The 13,345-nt window shown below is 57.5% G+C and carries 14 protein-coding genes and 1 tRNA gene; 7 read left to right on the top strand and 8 right to left on the bottom strand.

Features of this window, described 5'->3' with window-relative positions:
* Positions 1-148 precede the first annotated feature (148 nt).
* The 4 genes from LC417_RS06125 to LC417_RS06110 form a co-directional block, all read right to left on the bottom strand.
* Positions 149-388: a DUF2442 domain-containing protein gene (locus tag LC417_RS06125; RefSeq protein ID WP_223565611.1), complete on the bottom strand. Its 240-nt coding sequence runs from the start codon at positions 386-388 to the stop codon at positions 149-151.
* Between the two features lie 19 nt (positions 389-407).
* Positions 408-1,589 carry a tyrosine-type recombinase/integrase gene (locus tag LC417_RS06120; protein ID WP_223565610.1) on the bottom strand — a complete coding sequence of 394 codons (1,182 nt, stop codon included), beginning with the start codon at positions 1,587-1,589 and terminating at the stop codon, positions 408-410.
* A gap of 165 nt (positions 1,590-1,754) precedes the next feature.
* A tRNA-Arg gene (locus LC417_RS06115) sits at positions 1,755-1,831 on the bottom strand.
* A 94-nt stretch (positions 1,832-1,925) separates the two neighbouring features.
* Complete coding sequence (locus LC417_RS06110) at positions 1,926-2,429, bottom strand: DUF1198 family protein (protein WP_052272115.1); 504 nt, start codon at positions 2,427-2,429, stop codon at positions 1,926-1,928.
* Between the two features lie 173 nt (positions 2,430-2,602).
* Here LC417_RS06110 and folD point away from each other — a divergent pair, with 173 nt between their 5' ends.
* Together folD and ybcJ are read left to right on the top strand one after the other, a co-directional pair.
* Entirely contained in the window at positions 2,603-3,469 is an 867-nt protein-coding gene (gene folD, locus LC417_RS06105) for a bifunctional methylenetetrahydrofolate dehydrogenase/methenyltetrahydrofolate cyclohydrolase FolD (protein WP_010671240.1), read from the top strand.
* Positions 3,470-3,682: a ribosome-associated protein YbcJ gene (ybcJ, locus tag LC417_RS06100; RefSeq protein ID WP_003849455.1), complete on the top strand. Its 213-nt coding sequence runs from the start codon at positions 3,470-3,472 to the stop codon at positions 3,680-3,682.
* Positions 3,683-3,709: 27 nt separating this feature from the next.
* Here the strand turns inward: ybcJ and LC417_RS06095 are convergent, their stop codons facing one another.
* Both LC417_RS06095 and cysS read right to left on the bottom strand, forming a co-directional pair.
* Positions 3,710-4,816 (bottom strand): AAA family ATPase, encoded by a 1,107-nt coding sequence (locus tag LC417_RS06095; protein WP_223565609.1) that lies wholly within the window; start codon positions 4,814-4,816, stop codon positions 3,710-3,712.
* A 33-nt stretch (positions 4,817-4,849) separates the two neighbouring features.
* A complete protein-coding gene (gene cysS / locus LC417_RS06090; protein WP_010259051.1) occupies positions 4,850-6,235 on the bottom strand; it encodes a cysteine--tRNA ligase in 1,386 nt (461 codons plus the stop codon).
* 212 nt (positions 6,236-6,447) lie between these two features.
* On the opposite strand from cysS, the gene ppiB reads away from it, so the two are divergent.
* The 4 genes from ppiB to purK all read left to right on the top strand — a co-directional run bounded on the left by ppiB (position 6,448) and on the right by purK (position 9,357).
* Positions 6,448-6,942: a peptidylprolyl isomerase B gene (gene ppiB / locus LC417_RS06085; protein ID WP_010259052.1), complete on the top strand. Its 495-nt coding sequence runs from the start codon at positions 6,448-6,450 to the stop codon at positions 6,940-6,942.
* Positions 6,942-7,658: a UDP-2,3-diacylglucosamine diphosphatase gene (lpxH, locus tag LC417_RS06080; RefSeq protein WP_033766656.1), complete on the top strand. Its 717-nt coding sequence runs from the start codon at positions 6,942-6,944 to the stop codon at positions 7,656-7,658. The genes ppiB and lpxH overlap by 1 nt, the downstream gene beginning before the upstream one ends.
* 131 nt (positions 7,659-7,789) lie before the next feature.
* Positions 7,790-8,296 carry a 5-(carboxyamino)imidazole ribonucleotide mutase gene (gene purE, locus LC417_RS06075; protein WP_010259054.1) on the top strand — a complete coding sequence of 169 codons (507 nt, stop codon included), beginning with the start codon at positions 7,790-7,792 and terminating at the stop codon, positions 8,294-8,296.
* A complete protein-coding gene (gene purK, locus LC417_RS06070) occupies positions 8,293-9,357 on the top strand; it encodes a 5-(carboxyamino)imidazole ribonucleotide synthase (protein WP_223565608.1) in 1,065 nt (354 codons plus the stop codon). The genes purE and purK overlap by 4 nt, the downstream gene beginning before the upstream one ends.
* A gap of 268 nt (positions 9,358-9,625) precedes the next feature.
* On the opposite strand, the gene ybbP is transcribed toward purK, so the two are convergent.
* Positions 9,626-12,043 (bottom strand): putative ABC transporter permease subunit YbbP, encoded by a 2,418-nt coding sequence (ybbP, locus tag LC417_RS06065; protein WP_167429853.1) that lies wholly within the window; start codon positions 12,041-12,043, stop codon positions 9,626-9,628.
* Positions 12,040-12,726: a putative ABC transporter ATP-binding protein YbbA gene (gene ybbA, locus LC417_RS06060; RefSeq protein WP_010259059.1), complete on the bottom strand. Its 687-nt coding sequence runs from the start codon at positions 12,724-12,726 to the stop codon at positions 12,040-12,042. The genes ybbP and ybbA overlap by 4 nt, the downstream gene beginning before the upstream one ends.
* Between ybbA and tesA the strand changes: the two genes are divergently transcribed.
* Positions 12,694-13,320, top strand: a complete 627-nt coding sequence (tesA, locus tag LC417_RS06055; protein ID WP_010671236.1) for a multifunctional acyl-CoA thioesterase I/protease I/lysophospholipase L1 — start codon at positions 12,694-12,696, stop codon at positions 13,318-13,320. The genes ybbA and tesA overlap by 33 nt on opposite strands.
* Positions 13,321-13,345: the final 25 nt, after the last annotated feature.

The raw sequence follows: 13,345 nt of genomic DNA, 5'->3' as shown, positions 1-13,345 counted from the left end.
TTTTGAATCATTCACTTATTTAATTATCTGATTTTGTTGCTAAAATATACCATCTCTGCATACACTATTTCATCTGAGGAAATGCAATCGGCACACAATATTTCATCCCAAAGAACGTCAGATCATCGTCTCTTGCACCATCAAATGTTTAGTTAGTTATGCCTTTAATAAATCCTGCATATAGCGCAGGCAAATAAATATCTTCATCCAGTTTATCCCAATGAATCCCCGGTCCCGATCCAGACAGCTCCCACTGATTCCGCTGCTCAGATGTAGCGCGCAGCAATCTTGGGAAATTTTGCAGTGGGATGTCCAATTGCTCATTCCCCTCGAGCTGCACATGCATAAATTCTTCTGAGAAGTAGATAGTTACTTTAAGTGCTGCCATCTTCAATTCCTCATTGCTATCAAGCATTGTCACGCAGCTTGTCGAGATAGTCGGCATACCATTGGAGCATCTCACGCCGTCCATCGAGGTACTGAGCATGGTTGTAAGTCCCGCGAATGGTGTTTTTATCCGCATGCGCCAGTTGAGTCTCAATCCAGGCTGTGTTGTAGCCTTGCTCATGCAATATGGTGCTCATTGTGTGTCGGAAGCCATGCCCTGTTGCTTTGCCGTCGAAACCAATACGTTTTATCACCTGATTAATGCTCGCCTCACTCATAGGCTTGCCAGCATGATTTCGCCCAGGGAAGACAAATTTCCCCCTACCGCTGAGCTGGTGCATTTCTTCAAGCAGTAAAAGTGCCTGACTTGATAGCGGGACAACGTGCGGACGCCGCATCTTCATACGCGAAGCAGGAACCTGCCAGGTTCCTTTCTTTAAATCGAACTCACACCACTCAGCGGCACGTAATTCGATGGTCCGAGTACCAGTTAGCATAAGCAAGTGTGTTGCGTGGTGTGTGATGCGGCTGCCGCTGTAGCCACTTAACGCACGTATGAAACTGCCGATTTCATGACTTAGCAAATGTGGGAAATGTTTTTGCTTTGGCGCTTTCAATGCCCCCGCGAGATCGGTTACTGGATTATGCTCTGCCCTGCCGGTGATGATGGCATAGGTAAATATCTGCCGACATGCCTGCCGCGTTTTCTTTAGCTTGTCCAGCACGCCACGCTGTTCCATTTTACGCAGCACGGCTAGCATCTCAGCCACTTTAATCTCTGCAATAGGTCGTTTGCCCAGCGCGGGGAAAACATCTTTGCGTAAATATTCAAGGATGTCGTCAGCATAGCCTTGGGACCAGTTGGGTCGTTTATGTTCGTGCCACTCCTGCGCCAGTGATTCAAAACTGTTGTTGATGGCGAGCATTTTGGCTTGCTTGGCTTCTTGTTTGGCAAGTCCGGGATCTCCTCCCGCTGCCAGTATCTTTTTGGCCTCTTCGCGCTTACCCCTCGCCTCGGCAAGAGATATGGTGGGATAAAGCCCGAACACCACACGTTTTTCTTTCCCTGCGAAGCGGTACTTTAGTCGCCAGCTTTTGCTGCCGCTGGGGAAAATTTCGAGATACAAGCCAGCTCCATCAGCCAGTTTATAGGCTTTCTCTTTCGGCTTAGCAGAGTCGATTTGACGGGCATTTAGCTTCATATGGGGGCATCGTGATCTATTGAACGGGACAATGCCCCCTATGATGCCCCCAATCGAGTGTAGCTTTCAATAGACAAACAGATACAACGCTGGATGAAGTTGCCAGTATTGGCAAGGGATTGGGAGGTTTTTGTAGACTTGAAGAGACAACAGGAGAAGAGGGGATGGTACGCCCTACAGGATTCGAACCTGTGACCTACGGCTTAGAAGGCCGGTGCTCTATCCAACTGAGCTAAGGGCGCATGGAGATGGCACGGATTATACGTCGGGAAGCGGGCACGTCAACGTTTTTGCCGTTTCTCCGCAGCGAAGTGCTGCGGTAATGACCAATTGGCGTCAGTGACGCCTGCGCCATTCGCTGAGCGACACGAGTTTACTGTTGTCGGTAAATTCTCCTTCCAGCTCAATCCCTTGTGTTGTGAAACGCGCATTGAATTGCTCACGAAGTGCATGCAGCGCCTGGATGTCCGGTTCCAGCTGGCGCAGAAAGCCCAGCGCGAGCAGCAGCTGCTGGCGGCTAATAAGCGGTGGAAAACCGGCACGACTAAGAATCGCATGCCATCGCTGGCTGTTCTCCTCGCTGCCGTCAACAATGAACACCTGCCAGATCAGCAGTACCGCTGCGCCATTATGCAGGTGCGTTTCATTATCCTTGCTGAGATAGTCGGTAAACTCTTTCGCCGCCTCTTTCCCCATCATAGAGATCATTGATTCCACCTGTACCGGTGGCAGCTGCAGCCGTTTGCTGAGCCGCTGAGCGGCATGGCGTGAGCCAGCGGTGAGCAGCTGAAATCCAGCGACAAACACCACCGCCAGAGTAGCAAGCATTATCCAAATCATTACATCGTCCCCGGATTGTCCTGCAGATATCATACGCATGCAGGCTGGCACTCGTCGCGACGAAAAAGCCGGAAAGCACATACGCGGCTGAAACTGTAACTGACAGCGCGCCGCGCTTCTGACAAAATACCCCCCTTCCCCGATTCAACACAACACAGTGGATTTCCTCTCTGATGGCAGCAAAAATTATTGACGGTAAAACGATTGCGCAGCAGGTGCGCGTTGAGGTTGCGGAAAAAGTGAAGCAGCGTCTGGCCGCCGGAAAACGCGCGCCGGGTCTGGCAGTGGTTCTGGTGGGTGAAAACCCGGCATCACAGATCTACGTGGCCAGCAAACGCCGTGCCTGTGAAGAGGTCGGTTTCCACTCCCGCTCTTACGATCTGCCTGCCACGACCCGCGAAGCTGAGCTGCTGGAGCTGATTGATGCGCTCAATCAGGACGACGAAATCGATGGCATCCTGGTGCAACTGCCACTGCCAGCCGGCATTGATAATGTCAAAGTGCTGGAGCGCATCACGCCTGATAAAGATGTCGATGGATTCCACCCTTATAACGTCGGTCGCCTCTGTCAGCGTGCGCCAACCCTGCGTCCCTGCACGCCACGCGGTATCGTGACGCTGCTGGAGCGCTACAACATTGACACCTACGGCCTGAATGCCGTGGTGGTTGGCGCATCCAACATTGTTGGTCGTCCGATGAGTATGGAACTGCTGCTGGCGGGCTGCACCACGACCGTCACTCATCGCTTTACCAAAGATCTGCGCCATCACGTTGAGCATGCCGATCTGCTGGTCGTTGCAGTGGGTAAGCCAGGGTTTATTCCGGGTGACTGGATCAAACCGGGCGCCATCGTCATCGACGTGGGCATTAACCGGCTGGAGAGCGGCAAAGTGGTGGGCGATGTTGATTTTGACAGTGCATCCGAGCGCGCCTCCTACATTACCCCGGTGCCGGGCGGTGTGGGCCCAATGACAGTAGCAACACTGATTCAAAACACGCTGCAGGCGTGCGAAGAGTTTCATGATAAAGAGGTGGTTTAAATGACAAGTTTTTCACTGGGTAAATTCCCGCACGTCGATCTGTGTGACCTGCTGAAACTGGAAGGCTGGGTTCAGAGCGGCGCACAGGCGAAAGTCGTGATTGCCGAGGGTGAAGTGAAGGTCAACGGTGCGGTAGAAACCCGCAAGCGCTGCAAAATCGTAGCCGGACAGACCGTGGAATTCGCGGGTTTCCGCATTACTGTGGTCGAGTAATTTCCGGGCGTCCCTGCGGGGACGCTGTTACACCCGCTCATCCCCCTTTACGCACGTCTCCCCTTCCCGCTGTTCCAGTGCAATATGATTCACCGCCGTATGCTGCGCTATCAACGTCGCGAGCCGGGGTGAATGGCTGGTGATCCAGAGCTGACTGAACTCGCTGGCTTCGGCGATTAAGCGCGCCAGCGCAGGCAACAGATCTTCATGCAGGCTGTTTTCCGGCTCATTCAGTGCCATAAAGGCGGGCGGACGCGGGCTGAGCAGTGCGACAACCAGACAGAGAAACCGCAGCGTCCCATCAGAAAACTCCGCGCTCTCCAGCGGACGCAGAATGCCCTGGCGCGACATCAGCATCTGGAAACGGCCATTCTGCACATCGACATCAAACTGGCTGTCGGGAAACGCCTGTTCCATCACCTCAGACAAGAGTTCGGAATGACCGCGCTCAACAATGGTCGCCCAGGCCGCCGCCAGATTGCTGCCATCATGGCTCAGCACCGGCGCACGCACGCCAATCTGCGGTGCCCGTATCGGTGAGCCAGGCCAGACCGCAAACTCATGGTAAAAGCGCCACTGCTGCAGACGTTCGCGCAGCTGCGAAAGCTCCGGATAGCGATGCGGTTCGCCAAGCTGACCAAACAGCGACTCTTCGGGATGCAGCACCGCCGGATAGGCGACGCGCTCGCCCTCAACGTTGTGCAGAAAGGCAGTCTGATTTTCGCGCTGCATAATACAGGCGGAAGGACGGCGCTGCTGACCGCTTAGCCAGAGTCGCTCCTGCTTCACCAGCGGATCGAGATTGAACAGGCTGGTCACCAGCGGCTCGGGAAAGCCAATCTCCAGCTGGTAATCCATGTCATCCATCACCACGGCCAGCTCCAGCCGCTTTGGATCGTGTCGGCGATTGCCCCGGCGTAAGCCGCCCGCCCACATCGCTTTCTGAATGCCGCCTTCTTCAGCCAGCGCCAGTGCAAGGCGACCGCTGGCCGCCTCATGCAGCAGCCGCACCGCTTTGTAGAGGTTAGATTTACCGCAGCCGTTGGGACCGCTCACCACATTCAGCTGCTGCAGCGACAGCGTCAGGTTACGTATCGAGCGGAAGCCGCGGATCTGAATCTGTTCAATCGCCATAATAAAAAAGGGCGATTGCTCGCCCTCTCCGGTTTATTTTCGACGCCAGCTGGAGCCCTGCGGCCCATCCTCGACGATGACACCCAGCGCGTTAAGCTTGTCGCGCGCGATGTCCGCTTCCGCCCAGGCTTTGGCGGCACGCGCATCGGCACGGGCTTTCACCCAGTGCTCAATCTCGGCAACCTCTTCGTCATTGACCTGCGCGCCGCTTTGCAGGAACAGCTCAGGGTCCTGCTGCAGAATGCCCAGCACGTTGGCCATCTCGCGCAGCTTCGACGCCAGCCCGTGCGCTGAAGCGCCATCTTCACTTTTCAGGCGGTTCACTTCACGCGCCATGTCGAACAGCACCGAATAGGCTTCCGGGGTGTTGAAATCATCATCCATCGCGCTGCGGAACCGCGCTTCAAACGCTTCGCCGCCGTGGGCAGGCACGCTGCTGTCGGTGTGACGCAGTGCCGTATAGAGACGCTCCAGCGCCGCACGCGCCTGATTCAGGTTATCTTCGCCGTAGTTAAGCTGGCTGCGATAGTGACCGGACATCAGGAAGTAACGCACCGTCTCCGCATCATAATGTTGCAGCACGTCACGCACGGTGAAGAAGTTACCGAGCGATTTGGACATCTTCTCGCGATCAACCATCACCATGCCGGAGTGCATCCAGTAGTTGACGTAAGGACCGTCATGGGCGCAGCTCGACTGAGCGATTTCGTTTTCATGGTGCGGGAACATCAGATCGGAGCCGCCGCCGTGGATATCGAAATGGGTGCCCAGCTGTTTGCAGTTCATTGCCGAGCACTCGATGTGCCAGCCAGGACGACCGTTGCCCCACGGCGATGACCAGGCTGGCTCATCCGCTTTGGACATTTTCCACAGCACGAAGTCCATCGGGTTGCGCTTCACGTCGGCGACTTCAACACGCGCGCCCGCCTGCAACTGCTCCAGATCCTGACGCGACAGTGCGCCGTAATCGGTGTCGCTGAGGACATCAAACATCACATCGCCATTGTCCGCCACATAAGCGTGACCGCGAGCGATCAGTGTTTCCACCAGCTCGATAATCTCAGCGATGTGACGGGTAGCGCGCGGCTCCTCATCGGGCGGCAGAATCCCCAGCGCGGCGAAGTCGTTGTGCATCTCGCCAATCATGCGGTTAGTCAGGGTTTCGATGCTCTCGCCGTTTTCGTTGGCGCGCCTGATGATTTTGTCATCAATGTCGGTGATGTTACGTACATAATTAAGCTGATAACCGAGGTAACGCAGGTAGCGCGCCACCACGTCAAACGCCACGAACGTCCGCCCATGACCAATGTGACAGAGGTCATACACCGTGATGCCGCAAACATACATCCCGATTTTACCGGCATGAATGGGTTTGAATTCCTCTTTCTGTCGACTCAGGGTGTTATAAATCTTAAGCATTGAACGGTTCCGTTTTCGCGTGTGGTTGGCACTTTTAAGTATCCAGACATTGTGCCGTATTTTTATCGCTCGCGCGACGCAAAGCAAGCCAACTGCGCCGCGCTGCTGACGCGTCATTGGAAATTATGATATAAGAACGGTCGACAAAAAGGGGGACGCCCATCGACAGAGCGACCTCAGCAACTGATGACAACCTTTACAGGACGACAAAAATGGTAACTTTCCAGACGAACCATGGCGATATCGTAATCAAAACTTTCGATGATAAAGCGCCGGCAACCGTACAGAACTTCCTGGATTACTGCCGTGAAGGTTTTTACGACAACACCATTTTTCACCGCGTAATCAACGGCTTTATGATTCAGGGCGGCGGCTTCGAGCCGGGCATGAAGCAGAAAGAAACTAAAGCCGAAATTCAGAACGAAGCCAGCAATGGCCTGAAAAACACCAAAGGTACGCTGGCAATGGCACGTACCTCTGCGCCGCACTCTGCGACCGCACAGTTTTTCATCAACGTAGCTGACAACGACTTCCTGAACTTCCGTGACGAAAGCGTTCAGGGCTGGGGCTACTGCGTATTCGCTGAAGTGGTTGAAGGTATGGATGTGGTCGAGAAGATCAAAGCGGTCTCTACCGGCCGCAGCGGCATGCACCAGGATGTGCCAAAAGACGACGTCGTTATCCAGAAAGTGACCGTCAGCGAGTAATGTCGCGCACGCTGTTTATCGCAGATCTCCATCTGTGTCAGGAAGAACCGGCGATTACCGCCGGTTTTCTGCATTTTTTACAGCGCGAAGCGCCCCACTGCGACGCGCTCTATATTCTCGGCGATCTGTTTGAAGCCTGGATTGGCGACGACGATCCCAATCCGCTGCATCAGCAGGTTGCCCGCGCCCTGCGCGCCCTGCCGGTTCCGGTTTACTTTATCCATGGCAATCGCGACTTCCTGATTGGCCGACGCTTCGCGCAGGCCTGCGGCATGACGCTGCTGCCGGAAGAGCAGGTGCTGACGCTCTACGGCCATCGGTTGCTGATCATGCACGGCGATACGCTCTGTACCGACGATGCGGGTTACCTGCGTTTTCGGGCCAAAGTGCATAATCCCTGGATCCAGCGGCTGTTTCTCGCGTTGCCGTTGTGGATACGTAAACGTATTGCCGCCCGGATGCGCGCCGACAGTAAACAGGCCAACCAGCATAAATCCCAGACCATCATGGATGTGAATCAGGAAGCGGTCGTCGCCACTATGCTGCGCCAGCAGGTGCCGCTGTTAATCCACGGTCACACTCATCGCCCGGCGATTCATACGCTGAGCCTGCAGGGTGAAACGGCGCAACGCGCAGTGCTGGGTGCCTGGCACAGCCGGGGTTCCATGATCCAGCTCGACGCCAGTGGCATTCAGCTTATCCATTTCGACTTTTAATCTGCGGTTAAATCCACGACCTTAAGCCCGACGCAACCGTTTTCCTTGCGTGCTTCTCATGCTATTCTCGGTGCCCTTCAAAACCTGTCCGCCCGGCCAGGTCTGTTTGTTCATTCACAGGAGTTGACCCCATGTCATCCAACGCCCCGGCCCGCATCGCCATTGTTATGGGTTCCAGAAGTGACTGGGCCACCATGCAGTTCGCCGCTGAAATCCTCTCCAGCCTGGACGTCCCTTTTGATGTTGAAGTGGTCTCTGCGCACCGCACCCCGGATAAACTGTTCAGCTTCGCCGAAACGGCAGCCGACAAGGGTCTTCAGGTGATTATTGCTGGCGCAGGTGGCGCGGCACATCTGCCGGGTATGCTGGCGGCAAAAACGCTGGTGCCGGTGCTGGGTGTGCCGGTTCAGAGCGCAGCACTGAGCGGCGTCGATAGCCTCTATTCGATTGTGCAGATGCCGCGCGGTATTCCGGTCGGTACGCTGGCGATTGGCAAGGCGGGCGCAGCCAATGCCGCGCTGCTGGCGGCGCAGATTCTGGCGCTGCATGACAGTGCGCTGGCGTTACGCCTGACCACCTGGCGTCAGAGCCAGACCGATGAGGTGCTGAACCATCCCGATCCGCGGGTGGATGCATGAAGCCGGTTTGCGTACTGGGCAACGGCCAGTTAGGTCGTATGCTGCGACAGGCGGGTGAACCCCTGGGCATCGCGGTGTATCCGGTGGGCCTGGATGCCGATCCTGCCGTGCTCCCTATCGCCGACAGCGTGATCACCGCCGAAATCGAACGCTGGCCGGAGACGGCGCTGACGCGTGAGCTGGCCAGCCATCCGGCCTTTGTTAACCGCGATATCTTTCCGCGTCTGGCGGATCGTCTGACGCAGAAACAGCTGCTGGATCAGCTGGGACTGGCCACCGCGCCGTGGCAGTTGCTGGCGGATAAAAGCGAATGGCCAGCGGTGTTCGACTCGCTGGGCGAATTAGCGATTGTGAAAAGCCGCACCGGCGGTTACGACGGCCGGGGTCAGTGGCGTCTGCGTGCCGATGAGACTCACACCCTGCCGGAGGCGTGCTACGGCGAATGCATCGTTGAGCAGGGCATCAACTTTTCCGGTGAAGTCTCACTGGTGGGGGCGCGCGGTCACGATGGCCAGGTGGTGTTCTATCCGCTGACGCATAACCTGCATCAGGATGGCATTCTGCGCACCAGCGTCGCGCTGCCGCAGGCGGATCAGGCACAGCAGCAGCAGGCTGAAGCGATGCTGAGCGCGATCATGCAGGAACTGAACTACGTCGGCGTAATGGCGATGGAGTGTTTCGTTACGCCAGAGGGATTGCTGATCAATGAGCTGGCGCCGCGCGTCCATAACAGCGGGCACTGGACGCAGAACGGTGCGTCGATCAGCCAGTTTGAGCTGCATCTGCGCGCCATTCTTGGCCTGGCATTGCCGCAGCCGGTGGTATTTGCGCCGTCGGCGATGGTCAATCTGATTGGCACTGACGTGAATCTCAGCTGGCTGCAACAACCGCTGGTGCATCTGCACTGGTATGACAAAGAGGTGCGTCCGGGTCGTAAAGTGGGCCATCTGAATCTGACCGACAGCGATACAGAGCGGCTCAGGGCTGCCCTTAATGCGCTGGTGCCGCAGCTACCGGAAGCGTACGCCAGCGGCATCGCCTGGGCGTTTGAAAAACTGTAATCCTCCGCACCTGAGTCTGGAAATGGCTTTACCAGGCAGCTCAGAAGCTTAATGCGATGGGAGCATACGCCTGGAGCAAAGCATCGCGCCGCCCGGCTAAAAACGCCGGGAGCGTTTTTGAACAACGCAAAGCGTTGGCCCGGCTACGGGCGCACCTCAGGGATGAGCAGCGTAATCGCCCGCGCTGAGCCTGCCATGGATGGCGTTTTTGCGGAGGGCGTATGCTCCCTGAGCCAGCACCTTACCGTCGAGCGCTACGGGTGCTAACTCACGCCGCATCAAACTTCCTGAACAACGCTTTCCCTTTGAGTAATCGGATCCCCAGCCAGCCACCGCACAGCGATAACAGCAGCGCGCCACACAACGGCAGCGCCAGCCACAGGGTCCAGTCAGGCTGCCACGGGAAGTCGAAAATCTTGGTCTGTAATCCCCACAGCGCCGCTTCTGCCCCCATCGCCGCCGCCACGCCGGAGACCACGCCGAGCAGGGCAAACTCACACCACAGCGTCGTGCGCAGCAGGCGTTTACCGGCACCCAGCGTGCGATAGACCACCAGCTCCTGACGCCGCTGGCGCATACCGACCTGAATCTGCGCCAGCAGCAGTAACACGCCGCAGGCAGTCACCAGCACCACCATGATCTCCAGCGCCTGGCTGACCTGCGCCAGCACCTGACCGATCTGCCGCATTATGCTGCCGATATCAAGCAGACTCAGCGCCGGAAAAGCACGGTTAAGCTGCGCCAGCAGAACAGGATTCGCCTCCATGCGGAAGCTGGTGAGCCAGGTCTGCGGCTGGCTGTCGAGCGCGCCCGGCGGGAAGATAAAGAAAAAGTTCGGCTTCAGGCTTTCCCAGTCCACTTTACGCAAACTGGTAATGCGCGCGCTGAAGGTCTGCGTATCGCCGTCGAACGTCAGGGTATCGCCGAGCTTCAGCCCCAGCCGATCCGCCAGTTCCACTTCCATCGACACTTCACCCGCTTTAGGTGGCCAGTTGCCTGCCACCAGCGGATTGTGATCCGGGCGATCGGCCAGTTCCGTCAGGTTGAGCTCACGGTTCAGGGCGTTATCCAGCTTCGGATCGGCCGGTTTGCCGTTGAGTTCACTGAGCCGCACCCGCGCAATCGGGTAAAAGGTCCCGGGCGTGATCTGATGCGACTGCAGGAAATCACGCACCTGCGGCACCTGATCTGCCGTCATATTCAGCAGGAAGAAGTTCGGGCTATCCGCCGGTAACTGCTGCTGCCAGCGATCCAGCAGATCGCCACGCATTACCAGCAGCAGCGCCAGCAGCATGAACGACAGCGAAAAGGCCGCAAGCTGGCTCAGCGTCATGCCGGGCTGGCGCAGCAGCCGGTTGATCGCCAGTCGTAACGCCAGATTGCGCACTACCAGCCGACGCAGCAGCAGCAGGGTTCCCCAGCCGAGTAGTGCCAGCAATCCGGCCAGCACCACCACACCCGCCAGCAGCGCCCAGAGCATTTTACTGCCGCCAACCAGCAGCGCTAACAGCGTCACCACAACAGCAATCATCACCGGAATATAGATCTTCAGCGGCCAGAGATTCGCCACCGCATCGCGCCGCAACACCCGCAGCGGCTGCGTCGCCAGCAGCAGACGATAGGGACGCAGACCCACCAGCAGCGAAATCACAAACAACGATCCCACCGCCCAGATCCACGGCCAGACGCTCGCCGCCGGTAAGCTGGCAGGCAGCACGGGTTTCAGCATCGCCATAAGGATCGCTTCCACGCCCTGACCCACCAGGCCACCGGCAATCGCCGCCAGCAGCAGCACCGCCAGCCACTGACCGATGATCAGCCGCTGCAACGCGCCGTGCGTCGCACCCAGGGTTTTCAGCACCGCCACCAGATCGTAGCGGCTGCGGCAATAGTGGCTCATGGCAACCGCCACGGCCGCAATCGCCAGCATCAGCGTCAGCAAGGCCGAGAGCAGCAGGAACTGCTGCGCGCGCTGCATCGAACGGCCTAATGCATCTTCCGAGTTCTCCACGCTGATCCAGCGCTGGTCCGCCTTCAGCTGCGGTTCAATCCAGCGGTCATAGCTGGCCAGCTGATCGGGATTACCGGAGAACTTATAGCGCCAGGTGATGCGGCTGCCTGGCTGAATCGCACCGGTTTTGGCGGCATCCGCCAGATTGATCAGCAGACGCGGCGCCATCTCAAACGGGTTAAAGCCGCCATCCGGCTCCTGGATCACCTCCCCGCTGATGCGCAGCTGGGTGTCACCCACTTCCAGCGTGTCGCCCACTTTCAGGTTCAGCAGCGCCATCAGGCGCGGTGCCGCCAGCGCGGTACCCGCCTGCGGCCTCAGCCCTGGCGGCTGCGTCTGCAGCGTGCCAAACATCGGGTAGCGATCGTCCACCGCTTTTACTGAGGCAAGCTGCGGGGACTGATCGGCAAATGTCATGGTCATAAAGGTCAGCTGACGGCTCACCGTCAGACCGCTTTCAGCCGCTTTTGCCAGCCAGGCTTCTGGCGCTGCATCACTGCTGCGCAGCGTACGGTCGCCGGCCATAAAATCACGGCTCTGCTGATTCAGCCCTTTTTCCATGCGATCGCTGATCGACCCCAGCGCCAGCACGCAGGCCACCGCCAGCGTCAGCGCAAGCCAGACAATCAGCAGCGAGGGCGAACGCCACTCGCGCCAGAACCAGCGCCAGATCATTGCTCCTCCCACAATTTACCGTCGCGCAGCCGCAGGCGACGATCACAGCGCGCCGCCAGTTGCTCGTCATGCGTCACCAGAATCAGCGTGGTGGCGAAGTCGCGGTTAAGGGAAAACAGCAGATCGGCAATGCGGTCACCGGTTTTACGATCGAGATTGCCGGTCGGTTCATCGGCAAACAGCAGACCAGGACGGCCACTGAAGGCGCGGGCCAGCGCCACGCGCTGCTGCTCGCCGCCTGAAAGCTGGGCGGGCAGATGATGCAGACGTTCACCCAGTCCGAGCAGCGTCAGAAGCTCTCTCGCCTGTTCACGGCTCTGACGGTCGCTGTCGCCGCGCAGCAGCGAAGGCAGCTGCACGTTCTCCTGGGCATTCAGGGTTGGCACCAGCATAAATGACTGGAATACAAAGCCGACCTGCCGGGCACGCAGGGCCGCACGCTGCTCTTCGTTCATCTGGTGCAGTGGCTGCCCCAGCAGATGGACTTCGCCGCTGCTGCCATCGTCCAGCCCGGCCAGAATTCCGAGCAGGGTTGACTTGCCGGAACCGGATTCGCCAATCAGCGCAATGGTCTCAGCTGGTTTGACAACCAACTCAACTCCGGTAAGGATGGTTAACTGATGCTCTCCCTGACCGACGGACTTAGTAAGATGATGAACTTCAACAATGTTTTCCGCTGGCATTATCCCTTCCTGTTATTGATTCTTCTGCTGGTGTCGCGTCTTGCTGCTGCAGATACGCTGATGGTACTGGGCGACAGCCTGAGTGCGGGCTATCGCATGTCTGCCACCGCGGCATGGCCCAGCCTGCTCGATAAGCAGTGGCAGCAAAAACCTAAAGTGATCAACGCCAGTATCAGCGGTGATACGGCTGCACAGGGGCTGGCGCGCCTGCCCGCACTATTAAAACAGCATCAGCCGCAATGGGTGTTAATCGAATTGGGCGGTAACGATGGTTTGCGCGGTTTCCCGCCCGACGCTATCGCGCAGAATCTGAGTAAAGTTATCGACGATGTTAAAGCCGCCAATGCGAAGCCGCTGCTGATGCAGATTCGTCTGCCTGCCAACTATGGCCGCCGCTACACCGAAGCGTTCAGCGGCATCTATCCCGGATTAGCGCAGCAGCATAACATTCCTCTGGTGCCCTTTTTCATGGAGCAGGTTTATCTGAAACCCGAGTGGATGCAGCAGGATGGCATTCATCCTAATCCTGATGCCCAGCCTTTTATCGCCCAGTTAATGGCAAAAGACCTGGCCCCCTTAGTTAAGCAGCCGTAGCGCGCAGGGATGCGCAAAAAGGGTA

This window comes from Pantoea sp. OVA07A, assembly GCF_019969975.1.
Classification (GTDB): Bacteria; Pseudomonadota; Gammaproteobacteria; order Enterobacterales; family Enterobacteriaceae; genus Pantoea; species Pantoea agglomerans.
Note: the sequence above shows the minus strand (reverse complement) of the source record. Positions and strands in the feature narration are given on the sequence as shown.

Excerpts from the sequence above, each read along its gene's own strand:
- purK (WP_223565608.1), top strand. The coding sequence starts at position 8,293 with ATGAAGCCGGTTTGCGTACTGGGCAACGGCCAGTTAGGTCGTATGCTG.
- LC417_RS06110 (WP_052272115.1), bottom strand. The coding sequence starts at position 2,429 with ATGATTTGGATAATGCTTGCTACTCTGGCGGTGGTGTTTGTCGCTGGA.
- folD (WP_010671240.1), top strand. The coding sequence starts at position 2,603 with ATGGCAGCAAAAATTATTGACGGTAAAACGATTGCGCAGCAGGTGCGC.
- tesA (WP_010671236.1), top strand. The coding sequence starts at position 12,694 with ATGATGAACTTCAACAATGTTTTCCGCTGGCATTATCCCTTCCTGTTA.
- cysS (WP_010259051.1), bottom strand. The coding sequence starts at position 6,235 with ATGCTTAAGATTTATAACACCCTGAGTCGACAGAAAGAGGAATTCAAA.
- LC417_RS06120 (WP_223565610.1), bottom strand. The coding sequence starts at position 1,589 with ATGAAGCTAAATGCCCGTCAAATCGACTCTGCTAAGCCGAAAGAGAAA.
- lpxH (WP_033766656.1), top strand. The coding sequence starts at position 6,942 with ATGTCGCGCACGCTGTTTATCGCAGATCTCCATCTGTGTCAGGAAGAA.
- ybbP (WP_167429853.1), bottom strand. The coding sequence starts at position 12,043 with ATGATCTGGCGCTGGTTCTGGCGCGAGTGGCGTTCGCCCTCGCTGCTG.
- LC417_RS06125 (WP_223565611.1), bottom strand. The coding sequence starts at position 388 with ATGGCAGCACTTAAAGTAACTATCTACTTCTCAGAAGAATTTATGCAT.
- purE (WP_010259054.1), top strand. The coding sequence starts at position 7,790 with ATGTCATCCAACGCCCCGGCCCGCATCGCCATTGTTATGGGTTCCAGA.
- ybcJ (WP_003849455.1), top strand. The coding sequence starts at position 3,470 with ATGACAAGTTTTTCACTGGGTAAATTCCCGCACGTCGATCTGTGTGAC.
- ybbA (WP_010259059.1), bottom strand. The coding sequence starts at position 12,726 with ATGCCAGCGGAAAACATTGTTGAAGTTCATCATCTTACTAAGTCCGTC.
- LC417_RS06095 (WP_223565609.1), bottom strand. The coding sequence starts at position 4,816 with ATGGCGATTGAACAGATTCAGATCCGCGGCTTCCGCTCGATACGTAAC.
- ppiB (WP_010259052.1), top strand. The coding sequence starts at position 6,448 with ATGGTAACTTTCCAGACGAACCATGGCGATATCGTAATCAAAACTTTC.